Origin of the sequence: Aquirufa originis (genome assembly GCF_042714495.1) — a bacterium.
GTDB lineage: Bacteria > Bacteroidota > Bacteroidia > Cytophagales > Spirosomataceae > Aquirufa > Aquirufa originis.
In genome coordinates this window covers 747,601-765,108 of sequence record NZ_JBBKXY010000001.1, presented here as the reverse complement: position 1 = coordinate 765,108, position 17,508 = coordinate 747,601, and the positions used below count along the sequence as shown (strand labels likewise).

Below are 17,508 nucleotides of genomic sequence, written 5' to 3'. Positions count from 1 at the left end.
GGTTAAATCAAGCAATAAAACAAAGTTCCTAATAATTCCCTAACAAAGGAAATGTTCTCATAAAATAGTGGCAAAATTGAAGCTAATCTATTAATTTTGTGAACATTTTTTACCAAACACTTTTACCATGGCCTTTGACATTGAAATGATTAAAGCTGTTTACGATCGCATGCCGGCTCGCATTGCTGCGGCTCGTGCGTTAACAGGTAAACCGCTTACGTTAACTGAAAAAATTCTTTATAGCCATTTATGGGAAGGTACAGCCTCTGCTGCTTATGCAAGAGGAGCTTCTTATGTTGATTTTGCACCAGACCGTGTGGCCATGCAAGATGCAACCGCTCAAATGGCCTTATTACAATTCATGCAAGCTGGACGCCCACAAGTGGCCGTTCCATCTACCGTGCATTGTGATCACTTAATTGAAGCAAAAGTAGCCTCTACTACGGATTTAAAAGTAGCAGTGGATAAAAATAAAGAGGTTTATGACTTCTTATCGTCTGTTTCAGACAAATATGGTATCGGTTTCTGGAAACCAGGTGCAGGTATTATTCACCAAGTAGTTTTAGAAAACTATGCTTTCCCAGGCGGAATGATGATCGGAACGGATTCACACACGGTTAACGCGGGTGGTCTTGGTATGATCGCCATCGGTGTAGGTGGAGCAGATGCTTGCGATGTCATGGCAGGTTTAGCTTGGGAATTGAAGTTCCCGAAACTAATTGGTGTTAAGTTAACTGGTAAATTAAACGGTTGGACGTCTCCTAAAGACGTAATCCTTAAAGTAGCAGGTATCCTAACGGTAAAAGGTGGAACGGGTGCGGTCGTTGAGTATTTTGGCGAAGGTGCAACTTCTATGTCATGTACTGGTAAAGGAACGATTTGTAACATGGGTGCTGAGATCGGTGCTACGACGTCTACTTTCGGTTACGATGCTTCTATGGCGCGTTACTTAGAGTCGACTGGACGTGCTGATGTCGCTGCTTTAGCGAATGGCGTTAAGGAACACTTAACGGCTGATCCAGAAGTGTATGCTCACCCGGAGAAATACTTTGATCAAGTTATCGAAATTGATTTAGATACATTAGAGCCTTATTTAAATGGTCCTTTCACTCCAGATTTAGCAACGCCTATCTCTAAAATGAAAGAAATGGCGGAGAAAAACGGCTGGCCTACAAAAATCGAAGTAGGACTAATCGGTTCTTGTACTAACTCTTCTTATGAAGATATCGCACGTGCAGCTTCTTTAGCGAAGCAAGTAGCTGCGAAAGGATTGAAGACGAAAGCACAATTCACCATCACACCTGGTTCTGAATTAGTTCGTTACACCATCGAGCGTGATGGTTTCATTTCGACATTTGATTCTATCGGAGCTACGGTATTCTCGAATGCTTGTGGACCTTGTATTGGCCAATGGGCTCGTCCAGGTGCAGAAAAAGGGGAGAAGAACACCATCGTTCACTCTTTTAACAGAAACTTTGCAAAACGTGCAGATGGTAACCCTAATACGTTTGCTTTCGTAGCTTCACCAGAAATGGTGACTGCATTAGCGATTGCGGGTGATTTAACCTTTAATCCATTAACAGATACGTTAACAAACGAAAAAGGAGAACAAGTAAAATTAGACGCACCTACGGGAGACGAATTACCTAAATTAGGTTTCGCTGCGGAAGATGCGGGCTATCAAGCTCCTGCAGCCGATGGTTCAGGCGTTCAAGTGAAAGTTTCTGTTACGTCAGATCGTTTACAATTATTAGATCCCTTCGCAGCATGGGAAGGTTCTGACTTGAAAGGTTTGAAATTGTTAATTAAGGCCAAAGGTAAATGTACTACGGATCACATCTCGATGGCAGGTCCTTGGTTGAAATACCGTGGTCACTTAGATAACATCTCGAATAACATGTTAATCGGAGCGGTGAACTTCTATAATGAGAAGACGGACAACGTGAAGAATGCATTAACAGGTGAATATGGTCCAGTTCCTGCTACTCAGCGTGCTTACAAAGCAGCTGGTGTAGGAACTATCGTAGTAGGAGATACAAACTACGGAGAAGGATCATCTCGTGAGCACGCAGCGATGGAGCCACGTCACTTAGGTGTTCGTGCCGTTTTAGTGAAGTCATTCGCTCGTATTCACGAAACTAACTTGAAGAAACAAGGGATGTTAGCCTTGACTTTCGCAAACGAAGCTGATTACGATAAAATCCAAGAGGATGATTCAATCAACATTGTAGGTTTAGGAAGCTTTGCTCCTGAAAAATCATTGACGATTGAGTTAGTTCACGCGGATGGTAGCTCAGATAGTTTTGCTGTGAACCACACGTACAATGAGCAACAAATCGAATGGTTCAAAGCAGGTGGTGCCTTAAACATCATCCGTGCATCTGTAAAATAATTTGAAATAGGGGCAAAATTGCTTAATTTTGCCCCTTATTATAAAAAATAAGCCCTAACAATCCCATGGCAGCGATTAACGCAGTTAAAATATTTTCTGGTTCTGCATCTAATTATTTAGCAAAGGATATTGCTAAGTATTATGGAAAAGATTTGGGCGCTGTAACCACTTTAAAGTTCTCAGACGGTGAAATGTCACCTAGTTTTGATGAATCAGTTCGTGGTTGCGATGTTTTTATTATTCAGTCTACATTCCCTACGGCGGATAATTTAATGGAGTTATTATTGATGATTGATGCCGCTAGACGTGCGTCAGCTCACTATGTGACTGCTGTTATCCCGTATTTTGGTTATTCACGTCAAGATCGTAAAGATCGCCCACGTGTAGGAATTGGAGCGAAATTAATTGGTAATTTATTGACAGCAGCTGGGGCTGATCGTTTAATGACGATAGACTTACACGCTGGTCAAATTCAAGGCTTCATGGACTTCCCAGTAGATCACTTGGAAGGAAATGCCATCTTCGTTCCGTATTTGAAATCATTAAATTTAGAGAACATCCTATTCGCATCACCCGATGTGGGAGGCGTTGTTCGTACGCGTAATATGGCCAAATTCTTCAATGCGGAGATGGTTATTTGCGATAAGCACCGTAAACGTGCTAATGAAATTGCTTCGATGCAATTAATTGGAGACGTAAAAGGGGCAGATGTAGTCTTAGTCGATGACTTAATTGATACCGGTGGCACTTTGTGCAAAGCGGCTCAATTAATTATGGACAAAGGAGCTAATTCAGTAAGGGCGGTTGTCACCCACCCGGTTTTATCAGGAAAGGCGTATGAGAACATTTCTAATTCTGTTTTGACAGAGTTATTAGTAACAGATACGATTCCTCAGAAACAAACGTGTGACAAAATAAAGGTACTTTCAGTCGCTGAGCTTTTTGCCAAAGCGATTGGTCGTATCCGTGATCACGAATCTATCAGTTCATTATTTATTAAATATTAATTTCAACCGTTTCTAGGGGATAGCCAATGTGCGAAAGACTAGAAGCATTAACAAAAACAAGATGAAAAAATTAGAGATTGTAGGGTTTAAAAGAGCGAATCTCGGTACGAAGAGCGCAAATGATTTACGTAACGAAGCAATGGCACCATGTGTATTATACGGTGGTTCTGAGCAAGTTCACTTTGCTGTTCCAATGATCCTTTTCCGTGAATTATTATATTCAGCGGATGTGTACGAAGTTGAATTAAACATTGAGGGTACGAAATACCGTGCGATCTTACAAGATGCACAGTTCCACCCAGTAAATGAGATGATCTACCACGTAGACTTCTTAGAAATCCAAAAAGGAAAAGCAATCAAGATTGCTGTGCCTATTAAAGTAATTGGAAATTCTCCAGGTGTTATCAAAGGGGGTAAAATGGTGCAAAAATTACGTAAAGTAACTTTACGTGGTCAAGCAGAAAACATTCCTGATTTCGTAACAGTTGATATTTCTGGTTTAGACTTAGGTCAAACTGTTAAAGTAAATAAACTACAAGTGGAAGGATGTGAGATCTTAAATCCAATGTCTAACCCTGTAGCAACAATCGATATCCCAAGAGCATTAAGAGGTAAAATCAACGCTTAATTTCTTAAACGGATTCACAGATTGATAGATAAAGAAAAAGCCCCGCAAATGCGGGGCTTTTTTAATGCCTATAGATATAGAAAACTATTTCTTTGCCACAATCGCTTTCACGATAGGAGCTTTCTCCATCTTCGTTGCAGAAGCGTGATCGTTATCTCCTACGTGAATGTAAGGAGCAATCACTAAAGAAACAATGGACATCAATTTAATCAAGATGTTCATAGAAGGGCCTGATGTATCTTTGAATGGATCACCCACGGTATCACCCGTTACAGCCGCTTTGTGTGGCTCTGAACCTTTCTTATACGTTTGACCGTCGATTAAAACCCCTTTCTCAAATGATTTCTTAGCGTTATCCCAAGCACCACCTGCATTTGATTGGAAAATACCCATCAATACACCTGAAACGGTTACACCCGCTAATAAACCTCCTAATACTTCTGGTCCCATGGTAAAACCAACGATAACTGGAACGGTTAAGGCAATCGCACCTGGAAGGATCATTTGGCGAATAGAGGCTTCAGTAGAGATTGCTACACACTTCTCGTATTCTGGTTTTGCTTTGTATTCCATAATACCTGGAATCTCGCGGAATTGACGACGAACTTCGTTCACCATTTCCATAGCTGCTTTACCTACTGCTGAGATACATAATGCAGAGAAAATGAAAGGAATCATTCCACCTACAAATAAACCAGCTAAAACATCTGCTTTATAAATATCGATGTGGCTAATACCTGCGATACCTACGAAGGCAGCAAACAAAGCTAATGAAGTCAAGGCAGCAGAAGCAATAGCAAAACCTTTACCCGTTGCTGCCGTAGTATTTCCTACCGCATCTAAATTATCTGTACGATCACGCACTTCAGAAGGCAATTGAGCCATTTCCGCGATACCACCTGCATTATCTGCAATAGGTCCAAAGGCATCAATCGCTAATTGCATAGCCGTAGTAGCCATCATACCTGCAGCAGCAATCGAAACACCATAAATACCAGCAAAGTGATAAGAACCGATAATACCAGCCGCTAAAACTAGAATAGGTAATACCGTAGACTCCATACCTACCGCTAAACCACCAATGATGTTAGTCGCATGACCAGTACCTGATTTTTGAACGATTGAATCAACTGGACGCTTGCCCATAGCCGTATAGTATTCTGTAATGATTGACATTAAAGTACCTACTACTAAACCGACGATAATCGCATAAAACACATCCATTGAAGTGAATGTTGTACCACGAAGTGTTAAATATTCTGGTAAGATGTTCTTTACTAAGAAGTACGATGTTACAAAAGTAATCGCGATAGAAGTGTAGTTACCTACGTTCAATGCATTTTGAACGGATGAAGTTTCGCTAGAGATACGAACAAAGAAAGTAGAAACTAACGAAGCTAATAAACCTACACCTGCAATTAACATCGGTAATAAGACTGGAGAGAAACCTCCGTAATTATCTGTTACCGAAATTTCTTGACCTAATACCATAGTCGCTAAGATAGTCGCTACATAAGAACCAAATAAATCGGCTCCCATACCTGCTACGTCACCTACGTTATCACCTACGTTATCAGCAATAGTGGCAGGGTTACGCACATCATCCTCAGGAATACCTGCTTCTACTTTACCTACTAAGTCAGCCCCTACGTCAGCTGCTTTCGTATAGATACCTCCACCTACACGAGCAAATAAAGCAATAGACTCAGCTCCTAAAGAGAAACCAGCTAATACTTCGATCGCCGTTTTCATCTCAACTGAAGTCAATGCTTGACCTTGTGCGAAGATTTGGTAGAATGCAATAAATAAACCGCCCAAACCTAGGATAGCTAAACCTGCTACACCCATTCCCATCACGGATCCACCAGTGAAGGAAACATTCAAGGCTTTCGCTAAAGAAGTTCTAGCTGCTTCAGCCGTACGAACGTTCGCCTTTGTAGCTACGATCATACCGATATAACCTGCGGTAGCAGAGAAAACTGCACCAATTAAAAAAGCTACGGCAATTAGAGGGGAGGAGTGAATCGGATTATCCGGTGTTCCCTCTTGTGAACCTAACCAAGCTAATAAAATAGCGGTTGGGATCGCGAAATATGTTAAAATTTTCCATTCTGCTTTTAAGAAGGCAATCGCACCATCTGCGATATAACCAGCCAACTCTTGCATTTTTTCATTACCGGCATCCTGTTTAGATACCCAGTTAAACTTCCACGCTGTGTACAGCAATCCTACTAAACCAAAAGCAGGAACTAAGTAAACAATTTGATTCATAAAGGTTGATTTAGATTATTCCAAAAAAATTTAGCACAATTTAGGTAAATGTGTGCAAATAAACAATTAGAAAGGCAATCTGACTAGAACTTTCCATTTTTCAGGCACTACATTTCCTACCGGATAGACTAAATCTAATCCTAAAATTTTACCAATACCTGTTAGCCCATAACTAAACTCTTGGTAATGAATAACTTGAGAATTAACAGCAGTCTGAAGATAGGAATAACCTACTTTTTCCTTAAGCCCATAAAGAGATAAAAAAGGGTTTTGAGTGAGGATAAATTTCCTAGGTTCCCAAGTTATGAATGCTTTTAGATGATCTCCCGAATTCGAAAGGGTATAGTAGGGTAAAGTTAAAAAACTCGATTCACCTGAAGACACTAGCACTTCATTTCCTTTAAAATGTTGGTAATCGATTAAAAGAGATGGCTTATGAAGGAAATGAGCAGCTGAAATACGGTAATTAATCGATCCCCAATTCGCTAAAGGAATTCGTTGAGAAACTTGAAATGAGACTTTACTATAGGCATCATCTCCCTGTGCTTGCTCAAAGGTGCTCGTTATAGTAGGCCCCGATTCGTTCGATAACCACCTGGATCCATTGTATCTTCTCCATGTCGCGAAAGGCTGATATCTAATTAAAATGGAGCCATACACTTGTTTACTCGTTGCAAAAGGGAGTCCATTTGACTCAAATTGACGCTCTTTATGGAACAATCCATTTTCCTCCTGATTCACCAGACTTGTGCGAGATCGCAACTCCAAAACCGTGTTCACATTCCACTTAGCATTCAATTGTAGTGCATAAGAGGCCTTAATGAAATCTTTTTGGTATAACTTGATATAATTCTGTGACAAGAATAAGGAATAGAAAAGATTAACAGCGGAAGAAATGGGCTCTGTTGAATTAACTTGTTCAATGGTAGAACCTCCGGCTAATTGCATTCTTTGACGGTTTTCATCCCAATTTCGCTCCACATAGGCCATCCCGTTCCACGCTTTTCGAGAAAAAGCATAGCGAACATCGAATCCTGTCCCCCAATAATCCGCCAAGCGATAGGTATGTCGGTAATGCAAACCTCTGCCTACTGAATATCCATCTACAGCCGTATAACCCGGCTGAAAACCACTGAGCGTTAATCTAGCCCCTAAGCCTTTTTGACCGTAATTATATACGCGACCACCCCAAATATCCCTATAACGGAATCTTGGCAAGGCATTCACCGAGTCCTTTAAGCGTTTCTTTTCGTCTTGTACAGATAAGCTATCTGCCTCTTTATATCCTTTAACCTCTGCTTCCGTTAGTGGAACCTGACGTTCTGCTTCCCAATATTCCTCTTTTTTTACGGCTGCTGATGAATCTACGGTGATGGTATAATCTGAACTGAACTCTTCTTTCTTCTCTTCCTTGTCAATTTCTTTCAATACCTTCTTAAGCTTTTTTCTAGTCAATTCTTTACCTAGAGCCAGTTTAGGAGTTGTGATTTTTTCTCTATTGATTTCTTTCGCCCAATCCTTATGTAGACGTTCCTCAATAATGGTAGGTTTTACCACAAAAGCAGGGTTCACCTTGATGGAGTATTCTTTCACCTGGGTGATATACCGGAAGGTTGCCCCAAAGCCCATCGCATCAAAAGTGACATTCACGTCATAATTGACTGGCATCCAAACGCCTTGAAAAAGTGCATTTTGCTGTTGAAACGTATAATACCCTTGTGAATTACGAAAAGCTAAACTGAAAGAATAAATACTCCAGGTATCTTCTACTATGGAGAGAGTACCCTCAAACAAATCATCTGAGGTTGATTTAGGCTTGACTTGAATCTTGGAAACCGTTTGGCCATTCAACTGAAAACTACCTAAATAAGCGAATTTATAGAAGGAGAAAGCAGAAGGGGAAATAGGGGATATCAAAGAGCCCCACACCTTAGGTTGGTAAAAATTCGTTTGCGTGATTCGTAAATTAGGCGCACCAGAGTTTTTCAAAACAGCGGGAAGGTTGTTCCGATTCGACAAAACTTTCTCATCAATCTTGTTAGGTCGCGTGTAAGTAATCTGATTAATTCCCTCTAACACATACGTGGAGCCTACTTTAATACCTGCTTCCTTTTCCATCTTCTTTCCCACGAGGGCATTCATCACCTTAGAAATAGAAGTAATTTTACCTGCTCCTTTGACATAGCCTTTGGCGGTGTATCGATCAATCTCTTTTAAGTGAAAAGGAGCCATGGAGAGCATCCGGCGCATCATACCGATAGCTGGATCCTCTTTTAATCCGCCTACATTGACATCCTGTAGGGTTATGGCCTCTTCAGAAAGCGCCACATCGAGTTTTAAATCCCCCATTATTGAAACTGTATGCACTTTAGGTGTGTGGCCTAAGAAACGAAAAACCACCTCGTGCTCGCCTTTAGGTAATTGTATGGCGTATTTACCCTCCTCATTAGCCAAGGTTCCTTTATTTAGATCAGTCACCCAAATCGACGAAAAAGGCATCAATTCGCCTTTATTGGACCGAATGACGCCGCTAAGTGTTTGAGCCTGAAGGCCTATACAGGTACATAAAAGGAGTAAAAGTGGTTTCATAAAACAAAAGTAAACGAAAGGCGCTAATTCAATTGAATATTTTGACGAACGGCGAGCACTTAACAAGAATTAACGTAATTTTGTAAGCTATGGGATTCACGCATCGACAGCTTTTCCAGAAATTTATGGCGCCCACCTCGGACGCACCTTTGGCATTAGAAATAACTAAAGCGGAAGGCGTTTATATGTATGATGCACAGGGAAAATCTTATATGGATTTGATCTCAGGAATTGCCGTTTCGAATGTAGGACACCGAAATCCAGCGGTAGTTAAAGCCATTAAAGACCAAGTGGATGCCTATATGCACTTAATGGTATATGGTGAATATATCCAAAGTCCTCAAGTACAACTCGCTGAAGCATTAGTTAAATCCACCGGATCCGAACACTTAAATCAAGTCTATTTCACGAATTCAGGAACCGAGGCTGTAGAAGGGGCTATGAAATTAGCGAAACGCTATACCGGCAGAACCGAGTTCATCTCTTGTTTTAACGCTTACCACGGCGCCAGCCAAGGTGCTTTGTCAATAGCAGGTGATGAGAATTTCAAAAATGCCTTTCGTCCCTTGTTACCCGATATTCGCCATATTCACCACGGCGTCGTCGAGGACTTAAAACAAATTACGGAAAAAACAGCCGCGGTCATTATTGAGATCGTCGCAGGGGAGGCCGGTGTTAAAACGGCTTCTGCTCCTTATTTCCAGGCATTACGCAAGCGATGTGATGAAACAGGTACCTTGTTGATGGTGGATGAAATACAATCGGGTTTTGGCAGAACGGGTACATTCTGGGCTTTTCAACCGATGCATATCGTTCCTGATATACTACTCACGGCGAAAGGAATGGGAGGAGGAATGCCGATAGGGGCCTTTTTAGCCAATGAGGAAGTGATGAAAACCTTGAGTTTTGAGCCGGTATTAGGTCATATTACCACTTTTGGAGGACATCCCGTTTCTTGTGCAGCCTCATTAGCTACTTTGCGCTATATCTTGGATGAACAGTTAATGGCTCAAATACCGGTTAAAAGCGATCTATTCAAAAGACTGCTACAACATCCCATTATTCACGAAGTGAGAGGCATCGGGTTTATGCTAGCGGTGGAGATGCAGGACTTTAATACAGTGAAAGCCGTGATTGACGAATGTATTCTGAATGGCCTAATCACCGATTGGTTTTTGTTTTGCGATAATTCTCTGCGAATTGCTCCGCCTTTGACCATTACAGAAGAGGAAATAAAAATAGCCTGCAACATCTTGTTACAGGCTATGAATAAAGTCTATTCGCTTAAAAATTAAGCGTGCTTTAATAAAGTTTCAGCTAAAACCGACTTAGGGATATTTCCTCCTACTAAACGTTCTACCATTTCACCCTTTTTGAATACCATCAAAGTAGGGATAGAGCGAATACCTAAAGAAGCAGGTACAGCTGAATTTTGATCTACATTCATTTTTGCTACAATCGCTTGACCTTCTACATCTCCCGCTAATTCTTCCACGATTGGTCCGATCATTTTACATGGGCCACACCACTCTGCCCAAAAATCTACTAAAACTGGTGTATCAGTGCCGATTAACTCTTGAAAATTAGCATCTGTTGCCTCTACGTATTTTCCCATTGTTTGATATATTTTATAAAATTCAAAATTAAAACAAAACCGGCAGAACAATTAGTTCCCGGAATAAATTTTTTACGAAATTAACTTAAAGCCCACGTTGTCAAGCTCTTTAAGTTCAGAAATCAAGCCTTTACCGATGCTAACCTGCATTTTACGCGATAAAAAATCCATTCCGATTTTCTCGTGCTCGTCATACACCTCTAAAGTCAATTTCTTATCGCCTTTATTTCGCTCTAACGTCTCTTGTAATAAATCCAATAACGCAGGAGTCAAGCGATTTAAGTCTAAACGTAATTTGATCTCTTTTGTTCGATCGGATAAGATTTCTGACAATAATTCGATGGATTGGATCTTAAAGACCATTTGATCCATGTGGCGATTCTTTAATTGATACGATCCATTAATGAATAACAATCGATCCTGTGCTATAAATCGTTCAAACTGGATGTAATCTTTCGAGAATAAGGCAAACTCGTAGTTACCCGCATAATCTTCAATAGTGAAAATCATAAACTGATTTCCGTTCGCAGAGGTTCTAACGTTTACTTTGGTAACGATTCCGGCAAAAGTCTGTGCTACATTCGGACGAGCTTCTAATTGACCCGTATTCGAATTACAGAAATTAGCGATCTCTGTTTTGTATTCGTCCAAAGGATGGCCAGAAATATAAACGCCCACCACTTCCTTCTCATTCTTCAATTGCTCCATCACAGACCAAGGCTCAGCAGTAGGGATCTTAGGTTGAGCGATGTCATTACCCGTTCCAGCTCCTAATTCACCAAAAAGAGAGGCCGTTGCTTCTGCCTTCAATTCTGCCATACGAGACGAATAGCGAACAATTTTTTCAATAAAATTCGTATTATCCTGTGAATCGATAGCAAAATAATGTGATCGAGCGACTTCAGTAAAACAATCAAATGCGCCAGCAAGTGCGAGCGATTCTAAACTCTTCTTGTTTACCTGACGAACATTGATTCGAGAAACGAAGTCAAAAATATCCTTGTATTCTCCGTTTTTCTGACGTTCTTCCACAATTGCATCGACTGCCGCATCACCCACACCTTTGATCGCACCTAGTCCGAAACGGATTTGGCCTTTCTTATTCACCGCAAACGAGCGAGAGGATTCATTTACATCCGGAACTAATAAAGATAAGCCCATCCGCTTGCACTCATCCATGAAGAAGGTGATCTTCTCAATATTACCTAAAGAGTTCGAAAGTACCGCCGCCATAAACTCTGGCGGGTAGTTTGCTTTCAGGTAACCTGTTTGGTAAGCCACTAAACCATAGCAAGTTGAGTGGGATTTGTTAAAGGCGTATTGAGCAAAAGCTTCCCAGTCCGTCCAAATTTTATCCAACTTGTCCACGGGGTGATTATTCGCCGCTCCGCCTTCCATGAACTTACCTTTCATCTTATCGATGGTGGCTTTGTCTTTTTTACCCATCGCCTTACGAAGCACGTCAGCGTCACCCTTCGTGAAATTCGCGAGCTTTTGGGAGAGAAGCATTACCTGCTCTTGATACACCGTAATACCGTAGGTATCGCTCAAATACTCCTCCATTTCTGGTAAATCGTATTCAATCTTCTCGCGACCGTGTTTACGGGCAATGTAATTCGGAATATAGACCATCGGACCTGGACGGAACAAGGCATTCATCGCAATCAAATCCGAGAATTGATCGGGCTTCAGATCACGCAAGTGTTTCTGCATCCCAGGGGATTCAAATTGGAAGGTACCGTTCGTTTCGGCTCTTTGGTATAATTCGTAGGTTGTTTTATCGTCCAAAGGAAGATCATCCAAGATGATCGTCTCATTGTGGTTTTGCTTGATTAAGCGAACGGCCTCTTTCAAGATGGAGAGGGTTTTTAAGCCCAAAAAGTCCATCTTAATTACCCCCGCATTTTCAATCACCGAACCGTCGTATTGCGTAATCAAGAGACTCACGTCTTTTGAAGTAGCCACCGGCAAAATATCCGTTAAATCAGAAGGTGCAATGATGATACCCGCCGCGTGAATACCTGTTCCACGAACAGAACCCTCTAAAATCAGCGCATTCTCAATTACAGTAGCTGGCAAACCACCAGCTTCCTTAATACGACGCAATTCCTTTACTTGCTCTAATTCCTCTGGATTAAGGCCTTCCTTATCGGCTAAACTCTTATCACCCGTCAAAGCCGCATTGAAAATACGGTCTAGCGTAATTTTCGGTTTCTCTGGAACCAGTTTCGCTAAGGCATTGGATTCCTGCAAGGGGAGGTCTAGAACGCGTGAAACGTCCTTAATGGACATTTTCGCGGCCATCGTACCATAGGTCGCAATGTGCGCTACTTGGTTTTTACCGTATTTATCTACGACATAGTCGATCACTTTTTGGCGGCCTTCATCATCAAAGTCCGTATCAATATCGGGCAAGGACTTCCGATCAGGATTCAAGAAACGCTCAAAAAGGAGATTGTACTTAATGGGGTCAATGTTCGTAATTCCCAAACAATAGGCCACCACAGAACCCGCTGCGGATCCACGACCTGGACCCACATAAACGCCTAAATCACGTCCAGCACTAATAAAATCAGCTACAATTAAGAAGTAACCCGCAAAACCCATCGTTCTGATGGTATGTAACTCAAAGCGCAAACGCTCTTCTACCACCTGGTCAATATCGATGTAACGCTTTTTCGCGCCCTCCATCGTGATGTGCTCCAGATAATCATCTTGACTTAAGAAAGTAGACGGGATTTGGAAATTAGGCAACATCACGTCTTTCGTGAGTTTCAGTGTCTCCACTTTACCCACAATCTCATTCGTATTATCAATCGCCTCAGGAACATGTGACCAAAGTTTGGTCATCTCCTCCGTCGTCTTGAAGTAAAACTGGTCATTATAGAAAGCAAAGCGCTTTCCTTTCATATCAAAATCACCTTCAATATCCTTGTAAGTAGGAGTAGCCTGCTTTTCTCCGGTATTAATACACAAGAGAATATCGTGTGCGTTGGCATCTTTTTGGTCCAAATAATGACTATCATTCGATGCAATCACCTTGACATTATACTTCTTCGCAAAACGCAACAAGACTTCGTTTACCGTCTGTTGCTCTGGAATAAAGTGATTCTGTACTTCGATGTAATAATCTTCGCCAAACAAATCCAACCACCACTTAAACTCTTTCTCCGCCGCTTCTTCGCCATCGCGTAATATCGCCTGAGGCACAGAGGCACCTAAACAACAAGTCGTAGCGATTAGGCCTTTGTGGTATTTTAAAACCAGTTCCTTATCAATCCGAGGGTATTTAGAATACATTCCCTCCATGAAGCCTAAGGAACATAATTTGACCAAATTCTGATAGCCTTCTGGATTCTTCGCTAAGAACAATTGATGATAGCGCTTATCCTTTAACTCTTTCGTAAAAACCTGCTTGTGGCGATCATTCACTAGATAAAACTCACAACCCACAATCGGTTTCACCCCTTGCTTTCCCGCTTCGGCTACAAATTGAAATACCCCAAACATATTCCCGTGATCCGTAATCGCTACAGCGGGCATATTATCCGCTTTCGCCTTTTTAAACATAGACGAAATCTTAGATGCACCATCTAAAAGGGAAAACTGGGAATGGTTGTGCAAATGCGAAAATTGCATAGGGGTTTATTCTTTTATAAAAGGTTCTTTTTCAAAAAATACGGCATTCAAGAAGTCCAAAAAGGGCTTCAATACTTTGGCATCCTCAATTAATTGCTTTGTAAAGTCTGGCGAACCTATTTCTTTGTCCGTGTATTTCTTCCAGAAAAACAATTGTTTCTTCTTCAGTAATTCTGCCTCTGGATGATCCGCCTCGAATCCCTTAGGGATTCGTACCAAACTTTCACCCACTTCCTCACCAAAAACAGAAACAAACGTAGGATCCTGAATGATTTTACGCAATCCTACCGCATTATAATCGACTTCTTGGCGAAACGCCGCTAATTGTTCCGGCGTAGGGGAATACATACCTCCACCTAAAAAGGAAGCACCATTAGGTTCAATATGTACATAATAGTCCATCAAACCAGACTTTCGACCACCTTCTGAAAAACTGGCCGAAAACCACGTTTTATAAGGAGCCTTGTTCTTCGAGAAGCGCACATCCCGGTAAATTCGGTAGGAGCAATGCTTCAGCAAAACGCCATCCATATTCTCAAAATCCGCAAACTCATCTATTAACTTTGTCGTCCAGGCGTCAAATCCTTTTTTCTCTTGCTCATACACGGCTTTGTTTTCCGCAAACCATTCGCGCGTGTTGTTCACACGGAGCTCACGCAAAAAGGCCAATAGGCTAGGAGAGAGGGACATCAAATAAGGGGTGAATTTGCAAAAACGAATTTAGCGAATTTAGCTCGAATGCCCAAGCACAAATCGCTTGGAGTTATGGTCTATTTTCCTGATTTTTGCATAAATTATTTAGACAAGCTATGCGGATCTTAACGGGCATTCAGGCCTCAGGAAAGCCCCATTTGGGTAATATTTTAGGGGCAATTATGCCAGCGGTTGAACTTTCAAAGCAACCTGGCAATGATTCCTTTTTATTTATTGCAGACTTACATACGCTAACTTCTTTGAAGGATGGCGAAAGTATCCGCAGTAATACCTTGTCGATTGCGGCAGCTTGGCTGGCTTTTGGCTTTGATACGGAGAAAAATTACTTCTACCGCCAGTCTAAATTAGCCGCTTACCACACCGAATTAATGTGGTATTTGAATTGCTTTACGCCTTTTCCTATGCTGGCGAATGCACATAGTTTCAAGGACAAATCGGATAAATTATCCGATGTAAACGCTGGCTTATTTACCTATCCCGTTTTACAGGCGGCAGATATCGTATTATATGATGCACAAATTATCCCAGTAGGTAAGGACCAAAGACAGCACATTGAAATGACCCGCGACATTGCAAACTCTGTGAACAAGCGTTATAACAAAGACATTTTCGTCTTACCAGAAGCGCGTATTAACGAAGAGGTAATGACCATACCGGGCTTAGACGGCGCTAAGATGAGCAAGTCCTTGAACAATTACATTGATATCTTCTTGCCTGAAAAGGATTTATTGAAGCAGATCAAAAAGATCGTGACAGACACCACTCCATTAGAAGAGCCTAAAAATCCGGATAACGATATTACGTTCAAACTTTACCAATTAATGGCTTCCCCAGCGCAAGTGGCAGAAATGCGTGCGAATTACGAAGCGGGCGGTTATGGGTATGGTCATGTGAAACAAGCCTTGCACGAATTGATGTTAGGCTATTTCAAGGAGGCAAGAGAGAAATTCGATTATTTCATCGCACATCCAGAGATCATTGAAGAGAAATTAGCGATAGGCGAAAAGAAAGTTCAACCAATTGCTGAAGCTACCATCGCTCGAATTCGCGCTGAATTTAAATTCTAAGCTATGTTTCCGTCCTGGGATGCCCATTTATTTCGGTTGATTAACGAGGCTCACCAGCCTTGGTTAGATGGACCGATGGAAATCATTTCAGGTAAATTGACGTGGATTCCACTCTATGGACTGCTAATTTACTTTTTATATAAGCAGTATAAATCGGAATGCTGGAAATCCGTACTCTATTTAGTAGCTAGTGTTGCAGTAGCCGATCAATTCAGCTCCAGTCTTTTAAAACCTCTATTTAAACGCCTTAGACCCTGTCATGTTGACGAATTTCAATCGTGGATTCATTTACCGGCAGGTTGTGGTGGGCAATTTGGCTTTTGCTCTTCCCACGCAGCGAATTCCTTTGCGATTGCCGTCGGTTTTTATTTGTTGACTAAGAATAAGTCAGCGGGTGTTGCCCTGATTCTTTGGGCATCCATCATTTCTTACAGCAGAATCTATTTAGGCGCCCATTATCCGTTAGATGTAGTTATGGGAGCATTAGTGGGCGGAATAGGGGCGTGGGGGCTATTTAAAGCCTATGAAAGGTTAATCAAGAAATCATAAGTATCGACTCCATCTGCGAAATCATCGAGGGCTGGGTGTTGACTTTGGCCAAAACCAATCTCTAAACCTACTTTACACTGAATTTTCTCCTCGCGCTCCTGAATCCAGGTTAGCAAAGAAGCATCATCAGAATAACGATGTACATATAAAACGCCCACGGGGGAAACTAAATCATCATTCTCCGTCACTAATAGATTCCCTAAATCAAAATGCGGAATCTGGTTCAATAAGAATAAGGTGCGGTGGTATTGAAAGTTATTGGAGTACTTCGAATGATCTAAAACCCACGTTTCTTTCGTCAGTTCATCAAATAATGGGGTCAAATCATAAGTCGCCGGAACCGCAATCGTCGAAACGTTTCTGCATCCTAAACCATAATAAGTAAAGATGTCTTGCGCCAAACCCTTGAAATCTTCCTGAGTCTCATTTCCCTTTAGCACCGCTAAAGAACTGCGATTCTTCCGAATAATATGCGGTATCGTGGAGAAATAATGGGCAAAATACCCGCCTGAAAAATCACTTCCTGTTGCAATTACCGCATCCATTCCTTGTAACCGCTCAATAATACTCACTGGCACTGCTGTATCAAACGATTGCATCGCCAGCACATAAAGTTGCATCAAGGCCTTGTCTTGTGAACTCAGTTTCAAAGAGGCTTGATGTCCTGAAGCTAGGACCATTAACACATCGTGCAAACCCACAGCAGGTAAATTACCCGCCAAAACGATCCCTACATTCTTTGATTCAGCTGCTTGAACAGGATGTTTTGCATAAAATTCCTCCCAGGCTTGCACCGAAAAGAATTGCTCTTCAATCGACTGCATCGCATGGCGAACCAAGGTTTCCGAAAACCAAGGATTCTCATTTACCGATCTATCTATAAATAGTTCAATTTTTTCTCGATTCGATTCATCAGAAAAAAAAGCTTTTAGGAAAGAAATAAGCTGTAAAAAGGAAGCCTTTGGCATAATTGTATAGATTTTACCCTACAAAGGTCGAAATTTTTTCCGTTAGTCCATATAAATTATATACTATTC

12 protein-coding genes are annotated in these 17,508 nt (G+C 41.4%); 6 read left to right on the top strand and 6 right to left on the bottom strand.

The genetic code is table 11. The features are described 5' to 3' along the window. Positions 1-127: 127 nt before the first annotated feature. The 3 genes from SKC35_RS03290 to SKC35_RS03280 all read left to right on the top strand — a co-directional run bounded on the left by SKC35_RS03290 (position 128) and on the right by SKC35_RS03280 (position 4,027). Positions 128-2,392 (top strand): aconitate hydratase, encoded by a 2,265-nt coding sequence (locus tag SKC35_RS03290; RefSeq protein ID WP_377978041.1) that lies wholly within the window; start codon positions 128-130, stop codon positions 2,390-2,392. Positions 2,393-2,457: 65 nt separating this feature from the next. Continuing rightward, positions 2,458-3,399 carry a ribose-phosphate pyrophosphokinase gene (locus tag SKC35_RS03285; protein ID WP_377978040.1) on the top strand — a complete coding sequence of 314 codons (942 nt, stop codon included), beginning with the start codon at positions 2,458-2,460 and terminating at the stop codon, positions 3,397-3,399. Between the two features lie 61 nt (positions 3,400-3,460). Next, complete coding sequence (locus SKC35_RS03280) at positions 3,461-4,027, top strand: 50S ribosomal protein L25/general stress protein Ctc (protein WP_377978039.1); 567 nt, start codon at positions 3,461-3,463, stop codon at positions 4,025-4,027. Positions 4,028-4,111: 84 nt separating this feature from the next. On the opposite strand, the gene SKC35_RS03275 is transcribed toward SKC35_RS03280, so the two are convergent. Both SKC35_RS03275 and SKC35_RS03270 read right to left on the bottom strand, forming a co-directional pair. Continuing rightward, positions 4,112-6,298, bottom strand: coding sequence for a sodium-translocating pyrophosphatase (locus tag SKC35_RS03275; RefSeq protein WP_377978038.1), 2,187 nt, complete (start codon positions 6,296-6,298; stop codon positions 4,112-4,114). Positions 6,299-6,364: 66 nt separating this feature from the next. Beyond that, positions 6,365-8,887 carry a DUF5686 and carboxypeptidase regulatory-like domain-containing protein gene (locus SKC35_RS03270; RefSeq protein WP_377978037.1) on the bottom strand — a complete coding sequence of 841 codons (2,523 nt, stop codon included), beginning with the start codon at positions 8,885-8,887 and terminating at the stop codon, positions 6,365-6,367. A gap of 89 nt (positions 8,888-8,976) precedes the next feature. On the opposite strand from SKC35_RS03270, the gene SKC35_RS03265 reads away from it, so the two are divergent. Beyond that, positions 8,977-10,182 (top strand): aspartate aminotransferase family protein, encoded by a 1,206-nt coding sequence (locus SKC35_RS03265; protein WP_377978036.1) that lies wholly within the window; start codon positions 8,977-8,979, stop codon positions 10,180-10,182. Here SKC35_RS03265 and trxA read toward each other — a convergent pair. The 3 genes from trxA to SKC35_RS03250 form a co-directional block, all read right to left on the bottom strand. Next, a complete protein-coding gene (gene trxA, locus SKC35_RS03260) occupies positions 10,179-10,502 on the bottom strand; it encodes a thioredoxin (RefSeq protein WP_130896622.1) in 324 nt (107 codons plus the stop codon). The two genes, SKC35_RS03265 and trxA, sit on opposite strands and share 4 nt — an antisense overlap. 72 nt (positions 10,503-10,574) lie before the next feature. Further along, complete coding sequence (gene dnaE / locus SKC35_RS03255) at positions 10,575-14,141, bottom strand: DNA polymerase III subunit alpha (RefSeq protein ID WP_377978035.1); 3,567 nt, start codon at positions 14,139-14,141, stop codon at positions 10,575-10,577. A 6-nt stretch (positions 14,142-14,147) separates the two neighbouring features. After that, positions 14,148-14,831 carry a DUF2461 domain-containing protein gene (locus SKC35_RS03250; protein WP_377978034.1) on the bottom strand — a complete coding sequence of 228 codons (684 nt, stop codon included), beginning with the start codon at positions 14,829-14,831 and terminating at the stop codon, positions 14,148-14,150. Positions 14,832-14,950: 119 nt separating this feature from the next. Here SKC35_RS03250 and trpS point away from each other — a divergent pair, with 119 nt between their 5' ends. Together trpS and SKC35_RS03240 are read left to right on the top strand one after the other, a co-directional pair. Continuing rightward, positions 14,951-15,922, top strand: coding sequence for a tryptophan--tRNA ligase (trpS, locus tag SKC35_RS03245; protein ID WP_377978033.1), 972 nt, complete (start codon positions 14,951-14,953; stop codon positions 15,920-15,922). A 3-nt stretch (positions 15,923-15,925) separates the two neighbouring features. Next, on the top strand, positions 15,926-16,471 hold the full coding sequence (locus SKC35_RS03240; RefSeq protein WP_377978032.1) for a phosphatase PAP2 family protein: 546 nt from the start codon (positions 15,926-15,928) through the stop codon (positions 16,469-16,471). Here the strand turns inward: SKC35_RS03240 and SKC35_RS03235 are convergent. After that, positions 16,444-17,439, bottom strand: a complete 996-nt coding sequence (locus tag SKC35_RS03235) for an acyl-CoA reductase (RefSeq protein ID WP_377978031.1) — start codon at positions 17,437-17,439, stop codon at positions 16,444-16,446. The two genes, SKC35_RS03240 and SKC35_RS03235, sit on opposite strands and share 28 nt — an antisense overlap. Positions 17,440-17,508: the final 69 nt, after the last annotated feature.

Bases quoted from the DNA above. Each gene is read 5' to 3' on its own strand.
- dnaE (WP_377978035.1), bottom strand. From the start codon at position 14,141: ATGCAATTTTCGCATTTGCACAACCATTCCCAGTTTTCCCTTTTAGAT.
- trxA (WP_130896622.1), bottom strand. From the start codon at position 10,502: ATGGGAAAATACGTAGAGGCAACAGATGCTAATTTTCAAGAGTTAATC.
- trpS (WP_377978033.1), top strand. From the start codon at position 14,951: ATGCGGATCTTAACGGGCATTCAGGCCTCAGGAAAGCCCCATTTGGGT.
- SKC35_RS03270 (WP_377978037.1), bottom strand. From the start codon at position 8,887: ATGAAACCACTTTTACTCCTTTTATGTACCTGTATAGGCCTTCAGGCT.
- SKC35_RS03285 (WP_377978040.1), top strand. From the start codon at position 2,458: ATGGCAGCGATTAACGCAGTTAAAATATTTTCTGGTTCTGCATCTAAT.
- SKC35_RS03240 (WP_377978032.1), top strand. From the start codon at position 15,926: ATGTTTCCGTCCTGGGATGCCCATTTATTTCGGTTGATTAACGAGGCT.
- SKC35_RS03265 (WP_377978036.1), top strand. From the start codon at position 8,977: ATGGGATTCACGCATCGACAGCTTTTCCAGAAATTTATGGCGCCCACC.
- SKC35_RS03275 (WP_377978038.1), bottom strand. From the start codon at position 6,298: ATGAATCAAATTGTTTACTTAGTTCCTGCTTTTGGTTTAGTAGGATTG.
- SKC35_RS03250 (WP_377978034.1), bottom strand. From the start codon at position 14,831: ATGTCCCTCTCTCCTAGCCTATTGGCCTTTTTGCGTGAGCTCCGTGTG.
- SKC35_RS03280 (WP_377978039.1), top strand. From the start codon at position 3,461: ATGAAAAAATTAGAGATTGTAGGGTTTAAAAGAGCGAATCTCGGTACG.
- SKC35_RS03290 (WP_377978041.1), top strand. From the start codon at position 128: ATGGCCTTTGACATTGAAATGATTAAAGCTGTTTACGATCGCATGCCG.
- SKC35_RS03235 (WP_377978031.1), bottom strand. From the start codon at position 17,439: ATGCCAAAGGCTTCCTTTTTACAGCTTATTTCTTTCCTAAAAGCTTTT.